A 14,372-nucleotide genomic window follows, 5' to 3' on the forward strand; every position below is an offset into this window, starting at 1 on the left:
CTCCTGTTCCCGTCAAGGCGCAGCTTCCGCCCGGTGCTGCTCGCGGCCGCACTGCAACAGCCGGCGGCACGCCCGGCAACGAGGGCAAGCGGTAACGCTCAGCTGGCCTGGTTCCAGATGTCCCAGGCGGCTTCGGCTTGCAGGCACAGCATCTCGAACCCGTTTTTTACCTGGGCCCCGGCGGCCTTGCCGTGGGCCATGAACCGCGTTTCGGCGGGGTTGTACACCAGGTCGTAGAGGTAGTGGCCGGGCGTGAGGGCCGCGTAGGGCAGCGCCGGGGCCTCCTCCACGCGGGGAAACGTGCCCAGCGGCGTGGCGTTGACGATGAGCGGGTGCCCGGCCACCACGGCGGGCGTGAGGTCGTCGTAGGTGAGGCCGGGGCCCAGCGGGCGGCGGCCCACCAGCCAGTACGGGATGTCCAAATCGCGCAGGGCCGTCTCCACGGCCTTGGCGGCCCCGCCCGTGCCCAGCACCAGGGCCCGGGCCGCGGCCCCCCGCAGCGGGAAAAACGGCCGCAGCGACTCGCGGAAGCCCACGTAATCGGTGTTGTGGCCCACCAGGCGGCCGTCGGGGCGCACGTCAATCACGTTCACGGCCCCCACCCGGGCCGCCGAGGGCGTCACCTCGTCCAGGTAGGGCCACACCTCTTCCTTGTACGGCACCGTCACGTTGAGGCCGCGCAGGTCCGGGTGGGCCCGCAGCAGGGCCGGCAGGCCGGCGGCGGTGGGCAGCTCGAACAGGTCGTAGCGGCAGTCGGTGAGGCCCAGGCTGTAAAACTTCTGGGCGAAATACGTTTGCGAAAACGAGTGGCCGAGCGAGCGGCCGATGAGTCCGAACTCACGCATGGGGCAGGGAAGTGAAGGGGCGGGCAAGCAGGGCAGCGGCGGGCTAGCGCGGCCCGGTGGCCGGCTGGGGGCCCAGCTTGCCTTTCATAAACGACCACAGCGGCGGCAGCACCGACAGCACGATGATGCCCAATACCACCAGCTCAAAGTTCTTTTTTACCGCCTCGATGTTGCCGAACAGGTAGCCGGCCGTGGTGAGCAGCGCCACCCACAGCACGGCCCCCACGATGCTGTACGAGGCAAAGTGCCGGTACTTCATGGTGCCCACGCCCGCCACAAACGGCGCGAACGTGCGCACAATGGGCACGAAGCGGGCCATGATGATGGTTTTACCGCCGTGCTTGGCGTAAAACGCCTGGGTCTGGTCGAGGTACTTGCGCTTCAAAAACCGGAAATCGTGCTGGAACACCCGCGGCCCCAGGTAGTCGCCCACGGCGTAGTTCACGTTGTCGCCGGTGAAGGCCGCCGCAATCAGCAGCGGGATGAGCACCCACACGCTCAGGCCGGTTTCGGGCCGCGCCGCCAGGGCCCCCGCCGCAAACAGGAGCGAGTCGCCGGGTAGGAAGGGAAACACGATGATGCCCGTTTCGGTGAACACGATGAGGAACAGCACCAGGTAAGTCCAAGTGCCGTAGGTGCTCACCACGTCCACCAGGGTTTTGTCGAGGTGCAGCAGCAGGTCGAAGAAGTGTTTGACGATTTCCATGCGGGGCAGAAAGAATGCCCACAAAGAAACCCTGCCGGGCGCAAAGCGCCGGGCTGCCCCTGCGGCAGCCTGCCGGGGGCCCCGGGCCAAGTCGTTGCACCCTGCTTGGCCCATCCCCGCTGCCCGCCCAGAATAAGCTCGGCAGTATAGGGTAGTGCCAAACCCCGGTAGGCTAGGGCAAACCCCACGCCTTGCGGCATAGTGCACGCAGCCCTCAAATAAGTTAAATAGGCTTAAAACAACAAGTTCGGGGCTGTACTATAACAAACAAATCATTTTTCAAAGATTCATTTTAAAACCCGAACGCTGGGTATGATGATGCGTATATGCGCCCCGAATAAGATGATTAATATTGCAAATATTTCTTCTTGACATACAACTTACTCGAAACACTTTTACCCGTTAATCATGAAACATTTTACTCTTATTCAAAGGCTGTGGAGCACTTCGCAACCCACGACCTTTTTTATATCGTTGCTGGCACTGCTGGTAGGGCTCGGCCCGGTGCAATCGGTAATGGGCCAGGCATCAACCGTCAATTTTCGGAACGTTATCGTCGCCTCGGGCACTAGTGCCGCGTCGGCCTCTACCAGTACGTATGATGCTGTTTCCACCACTGGCGGAACCGGCGTTTTTGCAAACACTGATTTTGGCTCACTTGACGTAAGCGCTGGTCGGTTACTGCTCCAAGGCGGTGCTATACAGATAGTTGAAGCCCCGAATGAAAACTATATTAAAGCGTTTGTCAATTTTGTTGTAGCTCCTGGTACGCTGTCAACCACCCCAAATCCAGGACTTACCCAATCGGTACAGTTGACATCGGTTAGCTATGATGCAGTATCTAAAACCCGGACTTTTTCGCTCAGTAACGCTGCTCAGGACATCCTCGCCTTGGCTACCACTGCTGGCACCGGCACCAGCTACCGTTTTGATATTGGCGTGAGTGCCGAAGGGCAGGATGATAACGGCGATGCAATCCCTGCCATTGTTTCACAACGGCGCAAATCGGTATTCACCGCCACCGGTACCCGCAATATCACCACCGGTATTAGCAACTCTAGCATTGTTGTGAGTCCCAACACTACGGCCAACAATACCACCTATGGAGCTTCTTCGGGCGGCTCGCCGCTGTTCGACGGCGCTAACCTGGGCTCGTACGACGTGAACCTGGGCAAACTCTACTTAAATGGAGGGTCGGCGACCATTACCACCGGCAACGGCGACCAGGTAACGCAAGCGCGACTGAATTATCGCGTGTTTAAGAACGGCACCACTAGCAACGCTCCCTTCTCCAGTCTGGTGCTCAACCCCGGCACCACCGCCAATGGAGCCACTAGGTACTCGCTCACCGATGCACAGCAAAACCTTATCAGCATTCAGGCCGCAGGCGCGGGGGCTGGTACGTTTAACGTGCAGGTGTATTTCAACGCGGATGTGACGACCTCCAACGGAACGAGTGTTCTTATTTCGGACGACAATAACAGCAAATACTACACTGCCCAATTTACTACCACCGGCAGTCCGATTGCTTCCACCACCTGGATAAGCACCACTAGTAACAACTGGCTGGATGCTGCTAACTGGAGCAATGGGGTGCCAAACCGCAACACCAGCGCCATTATTCCGGCTAAGGACGAAACCAATCCGACTACCAGCACACCGATTCTGGATAGCCCCACCGCGTTGTACGAGGTGCAGAACCTGACCCTCAACGGAGCTAATAACTCGACCCGGGCGCTGGTGCGCGTGGGCCCCGTAACCGCTACCGGCAACCAGCCCGTGGGCGCCACGCTACGCATCTACGGCGACTTAAATAACACCGCTGGTGGGCTGCTAGCGGGCAACAGTGGCAGCAACGGAATTGCTAACCCACAGACGAACTCCACGGTGGTATTCGCTGGCGACGCCCAAACGGCCAGCAACGTCAACGGAGTCAATACGCTCACTGGGGGCAACCAAAAAATATTCGGAAATACCATTATCACTGACATTCGCATCGAAGGAACAGGGGTAAAAGCCGTTTACAACTCGCTGAATGCACCCAACACGTTCGTCTTTGCTTCGGGTATTAATGCAATTGTACGCACCGTGTTGGCCGACGGTAGCCTGAATACTTCCCAGACCTCTATTGTGGACTTGAAAGATTCTGGTATCCTCTCCGGCGAAACAAATACCGCTTACATCGAAGGTAGTACGAAAGCGGACCGCCCACTACAGGCCAACATCAAGCAGACGTTTGGCAACATCGGCATTGACATTACGCCCAACCGCGACATCCCAACCCCTAATGTTTCAATTACCCGCACCGTGGGCGACCCGTTCACCGGGCCAGTGGGCACGAGCGCCAAAGGCATTAAGCGCCAGTATGGGGTGACGGGCGATGTGAATAACAACACGACGTCGGACGTGGTGTTCCACTACCTCAACTCGGCTAACGAGCTGAACGGTAACCCGGAGCCCAACCTGGTCATGTTCCGCACGGCCAACAACGCCGTGCCGTTCGTGCCCCTGGGCGGCACCGTGGATTTGACTAACCACACGGTTACGATTCTATCTTACAGCGGCCCCATCAACACCGTCACCCTGGGCGACAAGAACAACCCGCTGCCCGTTACGCTGACCAGCTTTGCCGCCGTGCGCAAAAACAGCAGCGTGCTCGTGACCTGGGCCACGGCCACGGAAACCAACAACAAGGGATTCTACGTGCAGGAGTCGGCCGACGGCATTACCTTCCACACCGTGGGCTTCGTGGCCAGCCAAGCTACCAACAGCACCAAGGCTTTGCAGTACAGCTTCACCGACGCGGAAACCACCGCCGCTGGTACCCGCTATTACCGCCTCCAGCAGATGGACCTGGACGGCAAGGTGGCCTACTTCGGCCCCCGCGCGGTGCAGATGGACGGCACCATCGCCGCCAACCCGGCCACGGCCTACCCCAACCCGTTCACCGGCAGCCTGAGCCTGGAGTTAGTGAGCCCGTCGGCCGGCCCGGCCCTGGTGCGCATCAGCGACCTGACCGGCCGCACCGTGCGGGAGCAAGCGTTTTCCGCCCTCGCCGGCACCAGTACCCTGGCCCTGGACGGCGTGAGTGACCTGAAAAGCGGCATTTACGTGCTGCATTTCGTTGCGCCCACGGGCAAAACCACCAACCTGAAAGTGGTGAAGCAATAAGCTTCTTTCAAACCAAAAAAAGCCGCTCCCTGCAAAGGGAGCGGCTTTTTGCATTGTAGCCTCCGGCTTTAGCCGCGCGGCATGGACGTGCCGGGCTTGCCCGTTTTGGCCACGGGGCGGAACATGGGGTCCACGGCGTCCATGTCGAGGAAATGGGTGAAGGTGTCGCCGCGCAGGCCCAGGCGGATGGTTTCGAGGCTCACGATTTCGTTGGGCGCAATGTTGCCCAGGTTCACGTTGGCCCCGAGCAGCTTGATGAACCACACCTGCTGGGCTTTCTGGGGGGCCTCCCAGATAATTTTCTCGCCCGGGATTTTGGTCAGGATTTCCTCCACCAGGCCCGAGCGCACCTCGCCGGTGCTGCGGAACAAGCCCACGTTGCCGCCCTCGCGGGCCTCGCCGATAACCTTAACGGCTCCGGCGGCCAGCTCGGCCTCCATCTGCGAAATCCACTTGTAGGGCGGGATAATTTTCTCCGCATCCTTGCTGCCTACCTCGCTCAGCACCCGTACCGACTGGCTCAGCTCGCGGATGTACTCGCACTTACGGTCGTGGTCGAGGTCGAGGCTGCCGTCCGACACCTCAGCGTATTCCATGCCGTACTGGTCGAGCAGGCGGCGGTAATCGTCGAACTGGTTGCGGATGATGAAGGCCTCGAACAGCGTGCCCCCGAAGTACACCGGGATGTCGGCCGCCCGGTAAATTTCCAGCTTGCGCTTGAGGTTGGGCACCACGTAGGACGTGGCCCAGCCCAGCTTCACCACGTCGGTGCAGGCGGCCCCCACTTCCAGGAAATCCTCCACCTCGCGCAGGCTCAAGCCCTTGTCCATCACCATGGTGTAGCCTTGCTCGCGGGGCTTGGCGGTGCGTTCGGGAAGTTGGTTCAGCGAATAGTTCATGGGCAAAAAAAGCGTTGCGTTGGCCCGCAAGCACGGCAGTTAACAATAAAAAAGCCTGCCCGCCCCGGAGGGCAGGCAGGCGCAAAATTAACCCTAAAACGGCCCCGGCCTACGAGCGGTGCTGGTCGATGAGGCGCAGCAACGCCGGCTGGCGGCGCAGCTCCGGGAAGTAGTCGAACAGCAGCGTGTGCTGGTCGTAATTCAGGGCCAGGGCGGTTTCAAGGGCCTGGTAGGCTTCCTTCAACCGGCCATCCGATAGCAGGTAGGCGCAGCGCATGTAGTGGAAATGGGCCTCGTGGGGGTGCAGCTCCACGGCGTGCTGCACCAGCTCGGCCGCTTCGGCGAAGTGGCCCTGCTCGTACAGAATGGCGCTCCAGTTTACCCAGCCCTGGGCTTCCTCGGGCGCTACCTCGGTGGCTTTCTCGTAGGCTTCGAGGGCGCTTACCACGTTGCCCACCTGGTTTTCGGCCGCGCCCAGCGCCGCCCAGTACTCGCCGCTGTCGGCGTACAGCTCGGTGGCTTTGCGGAAGAAATGGATGGCTTCCATCCACCGCTCCTGCTCCTGCATTAGCACGCCCTGGCCAAACCAGGCTTCGTCCATCTCGGGGTTCAGCTCCAGGGCTTGGCGGTAGTAGCGGCGGGCGGCGTCCCACTCGCGCAGCTTCTCGTAGCACTCGCCGATGTTGCACAGGGCCTCGTCGGTGGGCTCGCCGGGGGGGTAGCTCAGCTCAAATTCGCCGATGGCCTTGCTGAACTGCTCCTGGCACACAAACGTGTCGGCCAGCCAGTGGTGGGCGTCGTAAAAATCGGCGCTGATAACGATGGCGTAGTCAAACGCCTCGGCAGCCTTGGTAAATTCTTCGCGCCGGTACCAATACTGGCCCAGGTTATACCAGGCCACGGCCGAGTACGGGTCGTCGTCGGTGAAGCGCTGGAAAAAATCTTCGTGGGCCTCCAGGCGGTCGCTGATTTCCAGGCAGTGCAGCAGCTCCTGCACGCCGGTCTCGTTGTCGGGGTTCAGGCGCAGGCTTTGCTTGTAGTGCTTGGCCGCGCTTTTAAATTTTTGCCAGCTTTGGAACGCCAGGCCCAGGTTGAAGTGGATGTCGTCGCGCTCGGGCTCCTGCTCCAGGCCGGCCAGGAAGAAGGCCACGGCCTCGGCAAACTGCCCGCGCTGGGTGCTGATGATGCCCCGCGTCACGGCCACGTCGGCGTTGGTGGGGTCGATGGTGGCCACGTGGTCAATCTGGCGCTCGGCCTCGGTGTAATCGCCGCGCATGGCCGTCACCTGGGCGCGGTCAATAAGCACTTCCGTCGAGAAGGGGTACTGGCCCAGGGCGGCGTCACAGGCCTGCAGCGCCTGCTCAAAGCGGGCGCTCGTTACGTAGTGGTCAATGATTAATTCAAAATCCTCCAAGTCGAAGAAAACGGGCTCCTGGCGGGCCTGCATCTGCTCGAAGCGCCGAACGGTGTCAAGCACGGCCCGGTGGTTTTCATAATGTTCGTTCATTCGCATACTGTCGCCGCTAATGCCGGGGCTGGTACGAGCCGGCCCGGCCGTCGGGGCCGGGCGCGGTGCAGCCGGTAGGCCCCGGATGTTAACCAATATTACTAACAATAATCTCCGAAATCCGTGCGATTAACGTAAAAACTACCTGCGGCGGACATGGCCCTAGCGCATCAGCAAGCTACGCCGTAGCCGCCGGATTCGCTAATGCCGCCGCGCACCACGCAATGGTATCGGCCAACGGCCTGAAAGCTAGCCCGGTGGTGTGCTGCACCCGGGTGCTGACGTACTCCACCGGGCGGCGGCCCGCCCGGGCCGTATCGCGCGTGATGAGCGGCCGGGCCCCCGTCAGTACCGCCCGCACGTGCTCGAAGCGCCAGATGGCTTCTGCTGCCCAGTCGGGCACGGCCACCGTGGGCGGCCGCCGCCCCAGCGCCGCCGCCGCCTGCCGGAAAAATTCGGCCAGGGGCAGGGCCCCGGCGCTCAGGATAAAGCGCTGGTCGCGCACGGTGGGCTGGTCCAAGGCCAGGGCCAGCAGCTGGGCCGCCACGTCGCGCACGTCCACGAAGTTGAGCAGGCCCTGGGTGTAAAAGCGGTGCTGCTCGTGGGCGTAGCGCAGCAGCCGCGTGCTGCTGCGGTGCCAGTCGCCGGGCCCCAGCACCACCGACGGGTTCACGATGACCGTGGATAGGCCTTCGGCCGCGCCGCGCCACACTTCCAGCTCGCCCAAATACTTGCTGGCGGCGTAGGCGGGGTGGGCCGCGCCCAAGTCCCAGGTCGCTGCCTCGGTTACCGCCCGGGGCCCCCCGGCCGCGGCGCTCGGGGGCCCCGGGCCCCCGAGCGCCGCCACCGACGACACGTGCGCCAGCCGGATGCCCGGCCGGTCCAGGCAGGCATCGACCACGGCGGCCGTGCCCTCCACGTTAATTTGCTGGAGCAGGTTCACGTCCTGCGGCGCGTACGACACCAGGCCCGCACAATGGAACACGTGCGTGACGTCGGGCGTGAGGGCCGCCCGCAGCAGGTCGGTGTCGAGCAGGTCGCCGGCCAGCCACTCCACCCCGGGGGCGGCCCCGGCCGGCACCGGGCCCCGGTGCAGGGCCCGCACGGCCACGCCCCGGGCCCGCAGCGCCCGCAGCAAAAACGACCCCACCAGCCCCGTGCCCCCCGTAACAAAAACCATCAAATCAGAGCGTTTGGTTGAGGAGGGGCAAGTCCAGCAGCTTGCGGAAATATGGCGTAGCCAGGGTTTTGCGGCCCAGCGTGGCGGTGTGGCGCAGGTGGTGGGTGTCGGTGCCCACAAAATCAACCAAATGCGCGTCGATGAGCTGCTCAGCAATTTTTTGGGCGGCGGGCGAATAGTAGCCGGCCAGCGAATTCAGGTTGATTTGCAGCAGCACGCCGTAGTCGAGGCGCAGCTTCTCGATGTCGGCAAACCGGCCGTGGAGGTAGGTGTAGCGCTCGGGGTGGGCCAGCACCGGCCGGTAACCCTGGGCCTTCATCTCAAAAATGATTTCGAACAAGTTGAGGGGCTCGTTCAGGTACGAAGTTTCAAACAGCAGGTAGCGTTGGGCCCCGCCAAAGGTCAGCATTTCGGTGCCGTCTTCTAGCTTCCGGCCCAGGAACTCGTCGAGGTAGTACTCGGCCGCGCATTCCAGGGCCACGTCGCCCAGGCCGGCGGCGGCGGCGGCTTCGCGCAGCAGTGCCAAGGCCGCCCGGATGGTCTCGGGCGTGTTTTTGTAAAAGTCGCCCATGATGTGGGGCGTCATCACGAGCCGCCGGAAGCCCAGCGTGCGCAGCTCGCGCAGCAGCGCCAGCGAATCGCCGAGGGTGGCTGCGCCGTCATCGAGGCCCGGCAGCAGGTGCGAGTGCATGTCGCTACCCAGCGCGGCCAGGGCCCCCGCCAACGCGGGAACCTCCGCGGCGGGGGCGGCCGGGCCACTGAAAAGCCGTTGCCAGAAAGTACTCATCAAATGCAAAAGGGAACTTACTTAAACAGGCGCCCTATTTTTTGCGCCAGCGTGGGCGGGGCAGCAGGGTCTTCGTAATAGCCCTGGCCGTACCCGCCGCCGTAGCCGTAGCCGTAGCCGTACCCGTACCCGTAGGCTCCTTTCGACTGCGCGTCGTTGAGGACGGTGCACATCCGGGTGAGGTTATTGGTGCGCATCAGGCGGTTCATGTTTTTAACAAACGCCTTGCGGGAATAGTCGGCCCGCACGATGTAAATCGGAATGTCGGCCTTGCGCATAATCAGGATGCCATCGGTAACAAGCCCCACCGGGGGTGTGTCGATGATGACCACGTCGTAGCTTTCGTACAGCTCAGCCAGCATTTGATCGAACCGAGGACTGAGAATCAGCTCCGACGGGTTGGGCGGCGTGGGCCCCGCCGAAATGAATTGTAAGGCCTCGATCGAGGTGCGCTGGATGCACTCTTGCACCGAATGCCGGTCGATGAGGATGGTGCTGATGCCCTTGATGTTTTCGGCCCCAAAGGCCAAATTTACCTTGGGTTTGCGCATATCCAGGTCCAGCACAATCACGCGCTGGCCCGACATGGCGATGATGCCCGCCAGGTTCACCGTAACGAACGTTTTGCCCTCCCCAGAGATGGTGGACGTCACCGAAATGAGCCGCTTCTTTTTGGCCGAGCTGATGAAGTCCAGGTTGGTTCGGATGGAGCGAATGGCTTCGGAAATGGCCGATTTGGGGTTATCGTTCACCACCAAACGCGACACCTCCATCTTCTCTTTGTCGTAAGTCGGAATCACGCCCAGCACCGCGGCAGTGGTGCTGCGCTCCAACTCGCGGGTAGAGGTAATGGTATTGTGCATCAGGTAGCGCACGGCAACCAGGCCCAGCCCCATGAACAACCCACCGGCTAGCCCGATGGCGTACACGATGAGGCGCACCGGCGAAATGGGCGACTGGGGCTCCGACGCGGGAAACAGAATCTGAAAGTCGGCGGTGGTGCCGGCCTTCTGGATGTTGAAGTCTACCTTCTTTCCCATCAGCATGGTGTAGGTGCCTTCGGCCAAGGCCAGCGGGCGCTGCAAACGGGCTTGCTCGGTGGCGCGGCTGGGCAAATCCTGCTGCTTGGCCGCCAGCACGCCCTGCTGTTTTTCGAGCAAGGCAATTTTCTTTTGGAGGGCCCGGCGGGCCTGCCCCAGCTGGCGGTCGACGCTGCCCAATATGTAGGTCAGCCGGGCGTCGCGCTGCTGCACGGCCTCCGTGGTGGGCTTGTAAGAACGGCTCAGCCGCTCCTGCTCCCACTGCAAGTCGTTGAGTTGGTTTAGCAACTGGCTCAGAATGGGGTCGTTGATGTCGCCGAGGCCCGGAATGCTTTCTTCCACGGTTTCATCCTGGCTGCGCGTTAGGTGGCTTTGCCGAACCATCCGCGCCACGTCGTTTAATACGTCGCTGTTTTGACTTAGCTTCAATTGCTGCTCGTCCAGGGCTTCGGCCTTCGCGGCGCTGGAGGCCACTTCCGACTTCACGTCGTAAGTCTTGGTTTTTTCCACGAAGCCCTGGTAACGGTTTTCGGCCCGCTTCAAATTGTCGTAGTTCACGTCGAGTTGCTGGTCGAGGTAGTGCAGCGTCCGGGCGGTAGTTTCCTGCTCGCGCAACACCTTGGCCCGCTGGTACACGGTATCTACTTTGTTGACGATACGCCGGGCTTTACCAGGGCTGTAGTCTGTAAAAGAAATCTGGATAGTGTTGGCGTCCGGACTCATGATGTCGACCGCCAGGTTTTTTTCCAAATAGGCGTTTACCGTGCCCTCGTCCTGAATCGTGAAATGGTACTGCGCCTCGCGAGCCGCCGTGCTAAAGTAGCGCGTCGGTAACACGACCAAGTCCAGCCCAGGCAGCGATACGCGTTGGCCCAACGCGTACTCACCGCTCAAATCTGCGACACTTTTGCAGCTGATGGTATAGCGCGTAGGACTTGTAAAAGCTAAGCTTATCTTCTGATTATAAACCTCTTTGTCTTTAACCGTGTAGTCGACGTGAAAAGGCGCGATGCCGTACAACTCGCTCTCCAGCACGGTGCCCTGCACGTAATAGTTCACGTCAAGCCCCAACGAGTCGCGTAGTTGCTTGTAAATAATTTCCGATTTGATGAGCTGTACTTCGCCCGCCAGCTTACTGGAAGCTCTTGGGGCTTCCGCCGCGGGAAGCTGCCCCCCCAGGCCCACCACCCCGGCTTCGCTGCGTTGGTCAATCTTGAGCACCGATATGGATTTGTAGATCGGCTTTGTATAGCGCAGGTACAACCACGCCGCCGTGCCACCCAGGGCAATGAGCAGCAGCAGCCACAGCAAGCTGCGCCGGGCCACCAGGCCCAGCGTGGACAGGTCCAGTCCGCCGTCGGCTTCCTCGTCGGCCACCCCGCCGGCGGTAGTAGCCACCGGCGGCTCCGTGCCCCCGTCGATGGCGTTGCGGATGAGGGCCTCCAGCTCCGCATTTTCGTTTACAGCCATTGCGATGATTGTTCTAGGATTTAAGTAGAGATAAAGCGAAAGAAATAAAACAGGTGGACAGGATGTGTTGCGCTGAGTATCAGCGGATGACTAAATAGGCGATTGTGATAACCAGGGAAGTAATGCTGGCCGCGAAGCCAAGAATAGGAGCGGAGTCCGTAAGGTTTTCCAGCAGCGGCCGCCGGATGGGGTCAATATAAATGATATCGTTGGGCTCCACCTGTAAGCTGGCACGGCGCATGCCGGCAATGGTAGTCAAATCTATCTGCTCTATCTGCGGGTATTTCAAGTTGCCCCGGATGATGCGGATATTGTCTGCCCGCCCTCCGTATCGGTATAGGCTACTGCCGCCGCCCCCGCCGCCGTCCACGCCGCCCGCCAGAGCCAGCACTTCCAGCAGGTTCATGTTGTCGTTTTCAAGCGGAATTACCCGGCCGCCCTGGGCCCCTAACAAAATGACGCGATTGTTGGTGACCCGGGTCATCACAAAAGGCTCGATGTAGTACTTGCTGTAGCTGGCCTTCAGCACGCTGTCGGCCTGGAGCAGCGAAAAGCCGCTCACCCGTACCCGGTTCACCAGGGGCAAGGTGACGGTGCCGTCGGCTTGCACCAGAAAAGTAGTGGCCCCCCGGGCCCCGGCTCCGGTAGTTGTGGCGGTGCGGGCAACGGGTGCGGCCCCGCCCCCGGCCCCGCCAAACTGCAATTCGCCGTTGGGGTCCAGAATACGCTCCCCCTTGTTGGTGTTCACCTGAATGTTCAGATAGTCGTTGGGCTGGATGAGGTAGTTGCGGGCCGTCCGGTTCACAGCCACGCGCAGCCGGGCCGTATCCACGGCCCGGCCTTTGTCGTCCGTCAGCCGGAACATGGTGCGCTGGTTGTAGTAGCGCGTCGAAGCGCACGAGGAAAATAGCAGCAGGGTCAGCAGGTATCCGAGGCAAAGCCGTCCGTGACGACCAAAAACAGAAGTGGGCATGCAGACCAAATGAGGCGAATTGAGAATAAAAAATTGCGGATTTTGCGTTCGGCCACGGCCGAATTGCGCCCGAAAAGCCTCAAAAGTAACACGTTTGCCCTATGTATTGCGGGTTATAAGCTGCGAACCTGCACCAACCCCAACGCTTTCAGCGAGTAAAGGTGTACTTTTGCAGAATACGAACTGCCGTTAGTTAGTAGGCTCTTAGACTGCTTTATAATTAGCTCAATCCCACCCCCATTCCCTTTCCCGTATGGAAGCCGTAGCCACCGAAAACCAAACCCTGATTGCGCAGATGGTGCGCGACTTCGGGGCCCAGTACATCCAGCCGCACATCATGGAGTGGGACGAGAGCCAGGAGTTTCCCCGCGACGTGTTCAGCCGGCTGGGCGAGTTGGGGCTGATGGGCGTGCTGGTGCCCACCGAGTACGGCGGGGCCGGCTTCGGTTACCCCGAGTACGTGACGGCCATTGCCGGGCTGGCCCGTATCGATGGCAGCATCGGCCTGAGCATGGCCGCGCACAACTCGCTCTGCACGGGTCACATCTTGCAACACGCGTCCGAGGCGCAGAAGCAACAGTACCTGCCCCGCTTGGCCTCGGGCGAGTGGCTGGGGGCCTGGGGCCTCACCGAGCCCAACACGGGCTCCGACGCGGGTAACATGCGCACCACGGCCGTGCGCGACGGCGACGCCTTCGTGTTGAACGGAGCCAAGAACTTCATCACCCACGGCAAATCGGGCGACGTGGCCGTGGTCATTGCCCGCACCGGCGAAGTCGGCGATTCGCACGGCATGACGGCCTTCATCGTGGAGCGCGGCACGCCGGGCTTCGCCGCCGGCCGCAAGGAAAACAAGCTGGGCATGCGGGCGTCCGAAACCACGGAAATGATTTTCACCGATTGCCGGGTGCCGGCCGCCAACGTCATCGGCGCGGTAGGGGAGGGCTTTGTGCAGTCGCTGAAAGTGCTCGATGGCGGGCGCATCAGCATTGCGGCCCTCAGCCTGGGCATCGCCCAAGGGGCCCTGGAGGCGGCCATTCAGTACAGCAAGGAGCGCCAGCAGTTCAACCAGCCCATCAGCCAGTTTCAGGGCATTGCTTTTAAGTTAGCCGACATGGCCACCGAAATCGAAGCCGCCCGCCTGCTTACCTACCGCGCCGCCGAAATGAAAGACGCTGGCCTAAACGTGAACCGCGAATCGGCCATGGCCAAGCTCTACGCCTCCGAGGTAAGCGTGCGCGTGGCCAACGAAGCCGTGCAAATTTTTGGCGGCTACGGCTATACCAAGGATTATCCGGTCGAGAAGTTCTACCGCGACGCCAAGCTTTGCACCATCGGCGAGGGCACCAGCGAAATTCAAAAATTGGTGATTGCCCGCACTTTATTGAAGTAGCATTGCGGTAAGCAGCTTTGCCCGGGTAAAAATTCTGCTTATCTTTGCGGCCCGATTTAATCGGCTTCCCGCCTGACATTTTCCCGTAACCCCCGACATGATCATCATCCAAATCAAAGACAACGAGTCCGTTGACCGCGCCTTAAAGCGCTTCAAAAAGAAGTTTGAGCGCACCGGTGTGTTGAAAGAGTTGCGTCGCCGCACCTTCTTCCAAAAGCCGAGCGTGACCGACCGCAAGTTGAAGCAGAAGGCTGTGTACAAGCTGGCTACCTACGGCACGCCCAACGAGTAGCCCGCCCGGTGTTTTGCGGATGATAGGCCGGCTGGTTAGCGCGTAAGCGCTGGCCAGCCGGTTTTTTTGCGTCCGTTGGAGAGGTGTTGGGCCGGTGAAGAAAAAAATG

11 protein-coding genes are annotated in these 14,372 nt (G+C 61.1%); 3 read left to right on the forward strand and 8 right to left on the reverse strand.

The features are described 5' to 3' along the window. Window positions 1-98: 98 nt before the first annotated feature. Both HNP98_RS04430 and HNP98_RS04435 read right to left on the reverse strand, forming a co-directional pair. Window positions 99-845, reverse strand: coding sequence for a shikimate dehydrogenase family protein (locus HNP98_RS04430; RefSeq protein WP_173808843.1), 747 nt, complete (start codon window positions 843-845; stop codon window positions 99-101). Window positions 846-888: 43 nt separating this feature from the next. After that, a complete protein-coding gene (locus HNP98_RS04435) occupies window positions 889-1,551 on the reverse strand; it encodes a DedA family protein (protein ID WP_173808844.1) in 663 nt (220 codons plus the stop codon). A gap of 1,068 nt (window positions 1,552-2,619) precedes the next feature. On the opposite strand from HNP98_RS04435, the gene HNP98_RS22315 reads away from it, so the two are divergent. Beyond that, complete coding sequence (locus tag HNP98_RS22315) at window positions 2,620-4,722, forward strand: T9SS type A sorting domain-containing protein (protein ID WP_173808845.1); 2,103 nt, start codon at window positions 2,620-2,622, stop codon at window positions 4,720-4,722. 68 nt (window positions 4,723-4,790) lie between these two features. Here the strand turns inward: HNP98_RS22315 and HNP98_RS04445 are convergent, their stop codons facing one another. From HNP98_RS04445 to HNP98_RS04470, 6 genes are all read right to left on the reverse strand, one after another. Beyond that, the gene (locus tag HNP98_RS04445) at window positions 4,791-5,621 is read right to left on the reverse strand and encodes a phosphosulfolactate synthase (RefSeq protein WP_173808846.1); all 831 of its coding nucleotides are present in this window, start codon (window positions 5,619-5,621) and stop codon (window positions 4,791-4,793) included. 109 nt (window positions 5,622-5,730) lie between these two features. Then, complete coding sequence (locus HNP98_RS04450; RefSeq protein ID WP_173808847.1) at window positions 5,731-7,128, reverse strand: tetratricopeptide repeat protein; 1,398 nt, start codon at window positions 7,126-7,128, stop codon at window positions 5,731-5,733. Window positions 7,129-7,306: 178 nt separating this feature from the next. Continuing rightward, window positions 7,307-8,308 (reverse strand): NAD-dependent epimerase/dehydratase family protein, encoded by a 1,002-nt coding sequence (locus tag HNP98_RS04455; protein WP_173808848.1) that lies wholly within the window; start codon window positions 8,306-8,308, stop codon window positions 7,307-7,309. Window positions 8,309-8,312: 4 nt separating this feature from the next. After that, on the reverse strand, window positions 8,313-9,095 hold the full coding sequence (locus HNP98_RS04460) for a tyrosine-protein phosphatase (RefSeq protein WP_173808849.1): 783 nt from the start codon (window positions 9,093-9,095) through the stop codon (window positions 8,313-8,315). Between the two features lie 17 nt (window positions 9,096-9,112). Beyond that, window positions 9,113-11,605 (reverse strand): polysaccharide biosynthesis tyrosine autokinase, encoded by a 2,493-nt coding sequence (locus tag HNP98_RS04465; protein ID WP_173808850.1) that lies wholly within the window; start codon window positions 11,603-11,605, stop codon window positions 9,113-9,115. Between the two features lie 79 nt (window positions 11,606-11,684). Continuing rightward, complete coding sequence (locus tag HNP98_RS04470; protein ID WP_173808851.1) at window positions 11,685-12,578, reverse strand: polysaccharide biosynthesis/export family protein; 894 nt, start codon at window positions 12,576-12,578, stop codon at window positions 11,685-11,687. A gap of 253 nt (window positions 12,579-12,831) precedes the next feature. Between HNP98_RS04470 and HNP98_RS04475 the strand changes: the two genes are divergently transcribed. After that, window positions 12,832-13,971 (forward strand): acyl-CoA dehydrogenase family protein, encoded by a 1,140-nt coding sequence (locus HNP98_RS04475; RefSeq protein WP_173808852.1) that lies wholly within the window; start codon window positions 12,832-12,834, stop codon window positions 13,969-13,971. Window positions 13,972-14,068: 97 nt separating this feature from the next. Next, window positions 14,069-14,263 (forward strand): 30S ribosomal protein S21, encoded by a 195-nt coding sequence (gene rpsU / locus HNP98_RS04480; protein ID WP_068236499.1) that lies wholly within the window; start codon window positions 14,069-14,071, stop codon window positions 14,261-14,263. The last annotated feature ends 109 nt before the right edge of the window (window positions 14,264-14,372 follow it).

This window comes from Hymenobacter caeli (genome assembly GCF_013294115.1).
GTDB classification, from domain to species: domain Bacteria; phylum Bacteroidota; class Bacteroidia; order Cytophagales; family Hymenobacteraceae; genus Hymenobacter; species Hymenobacter caeli.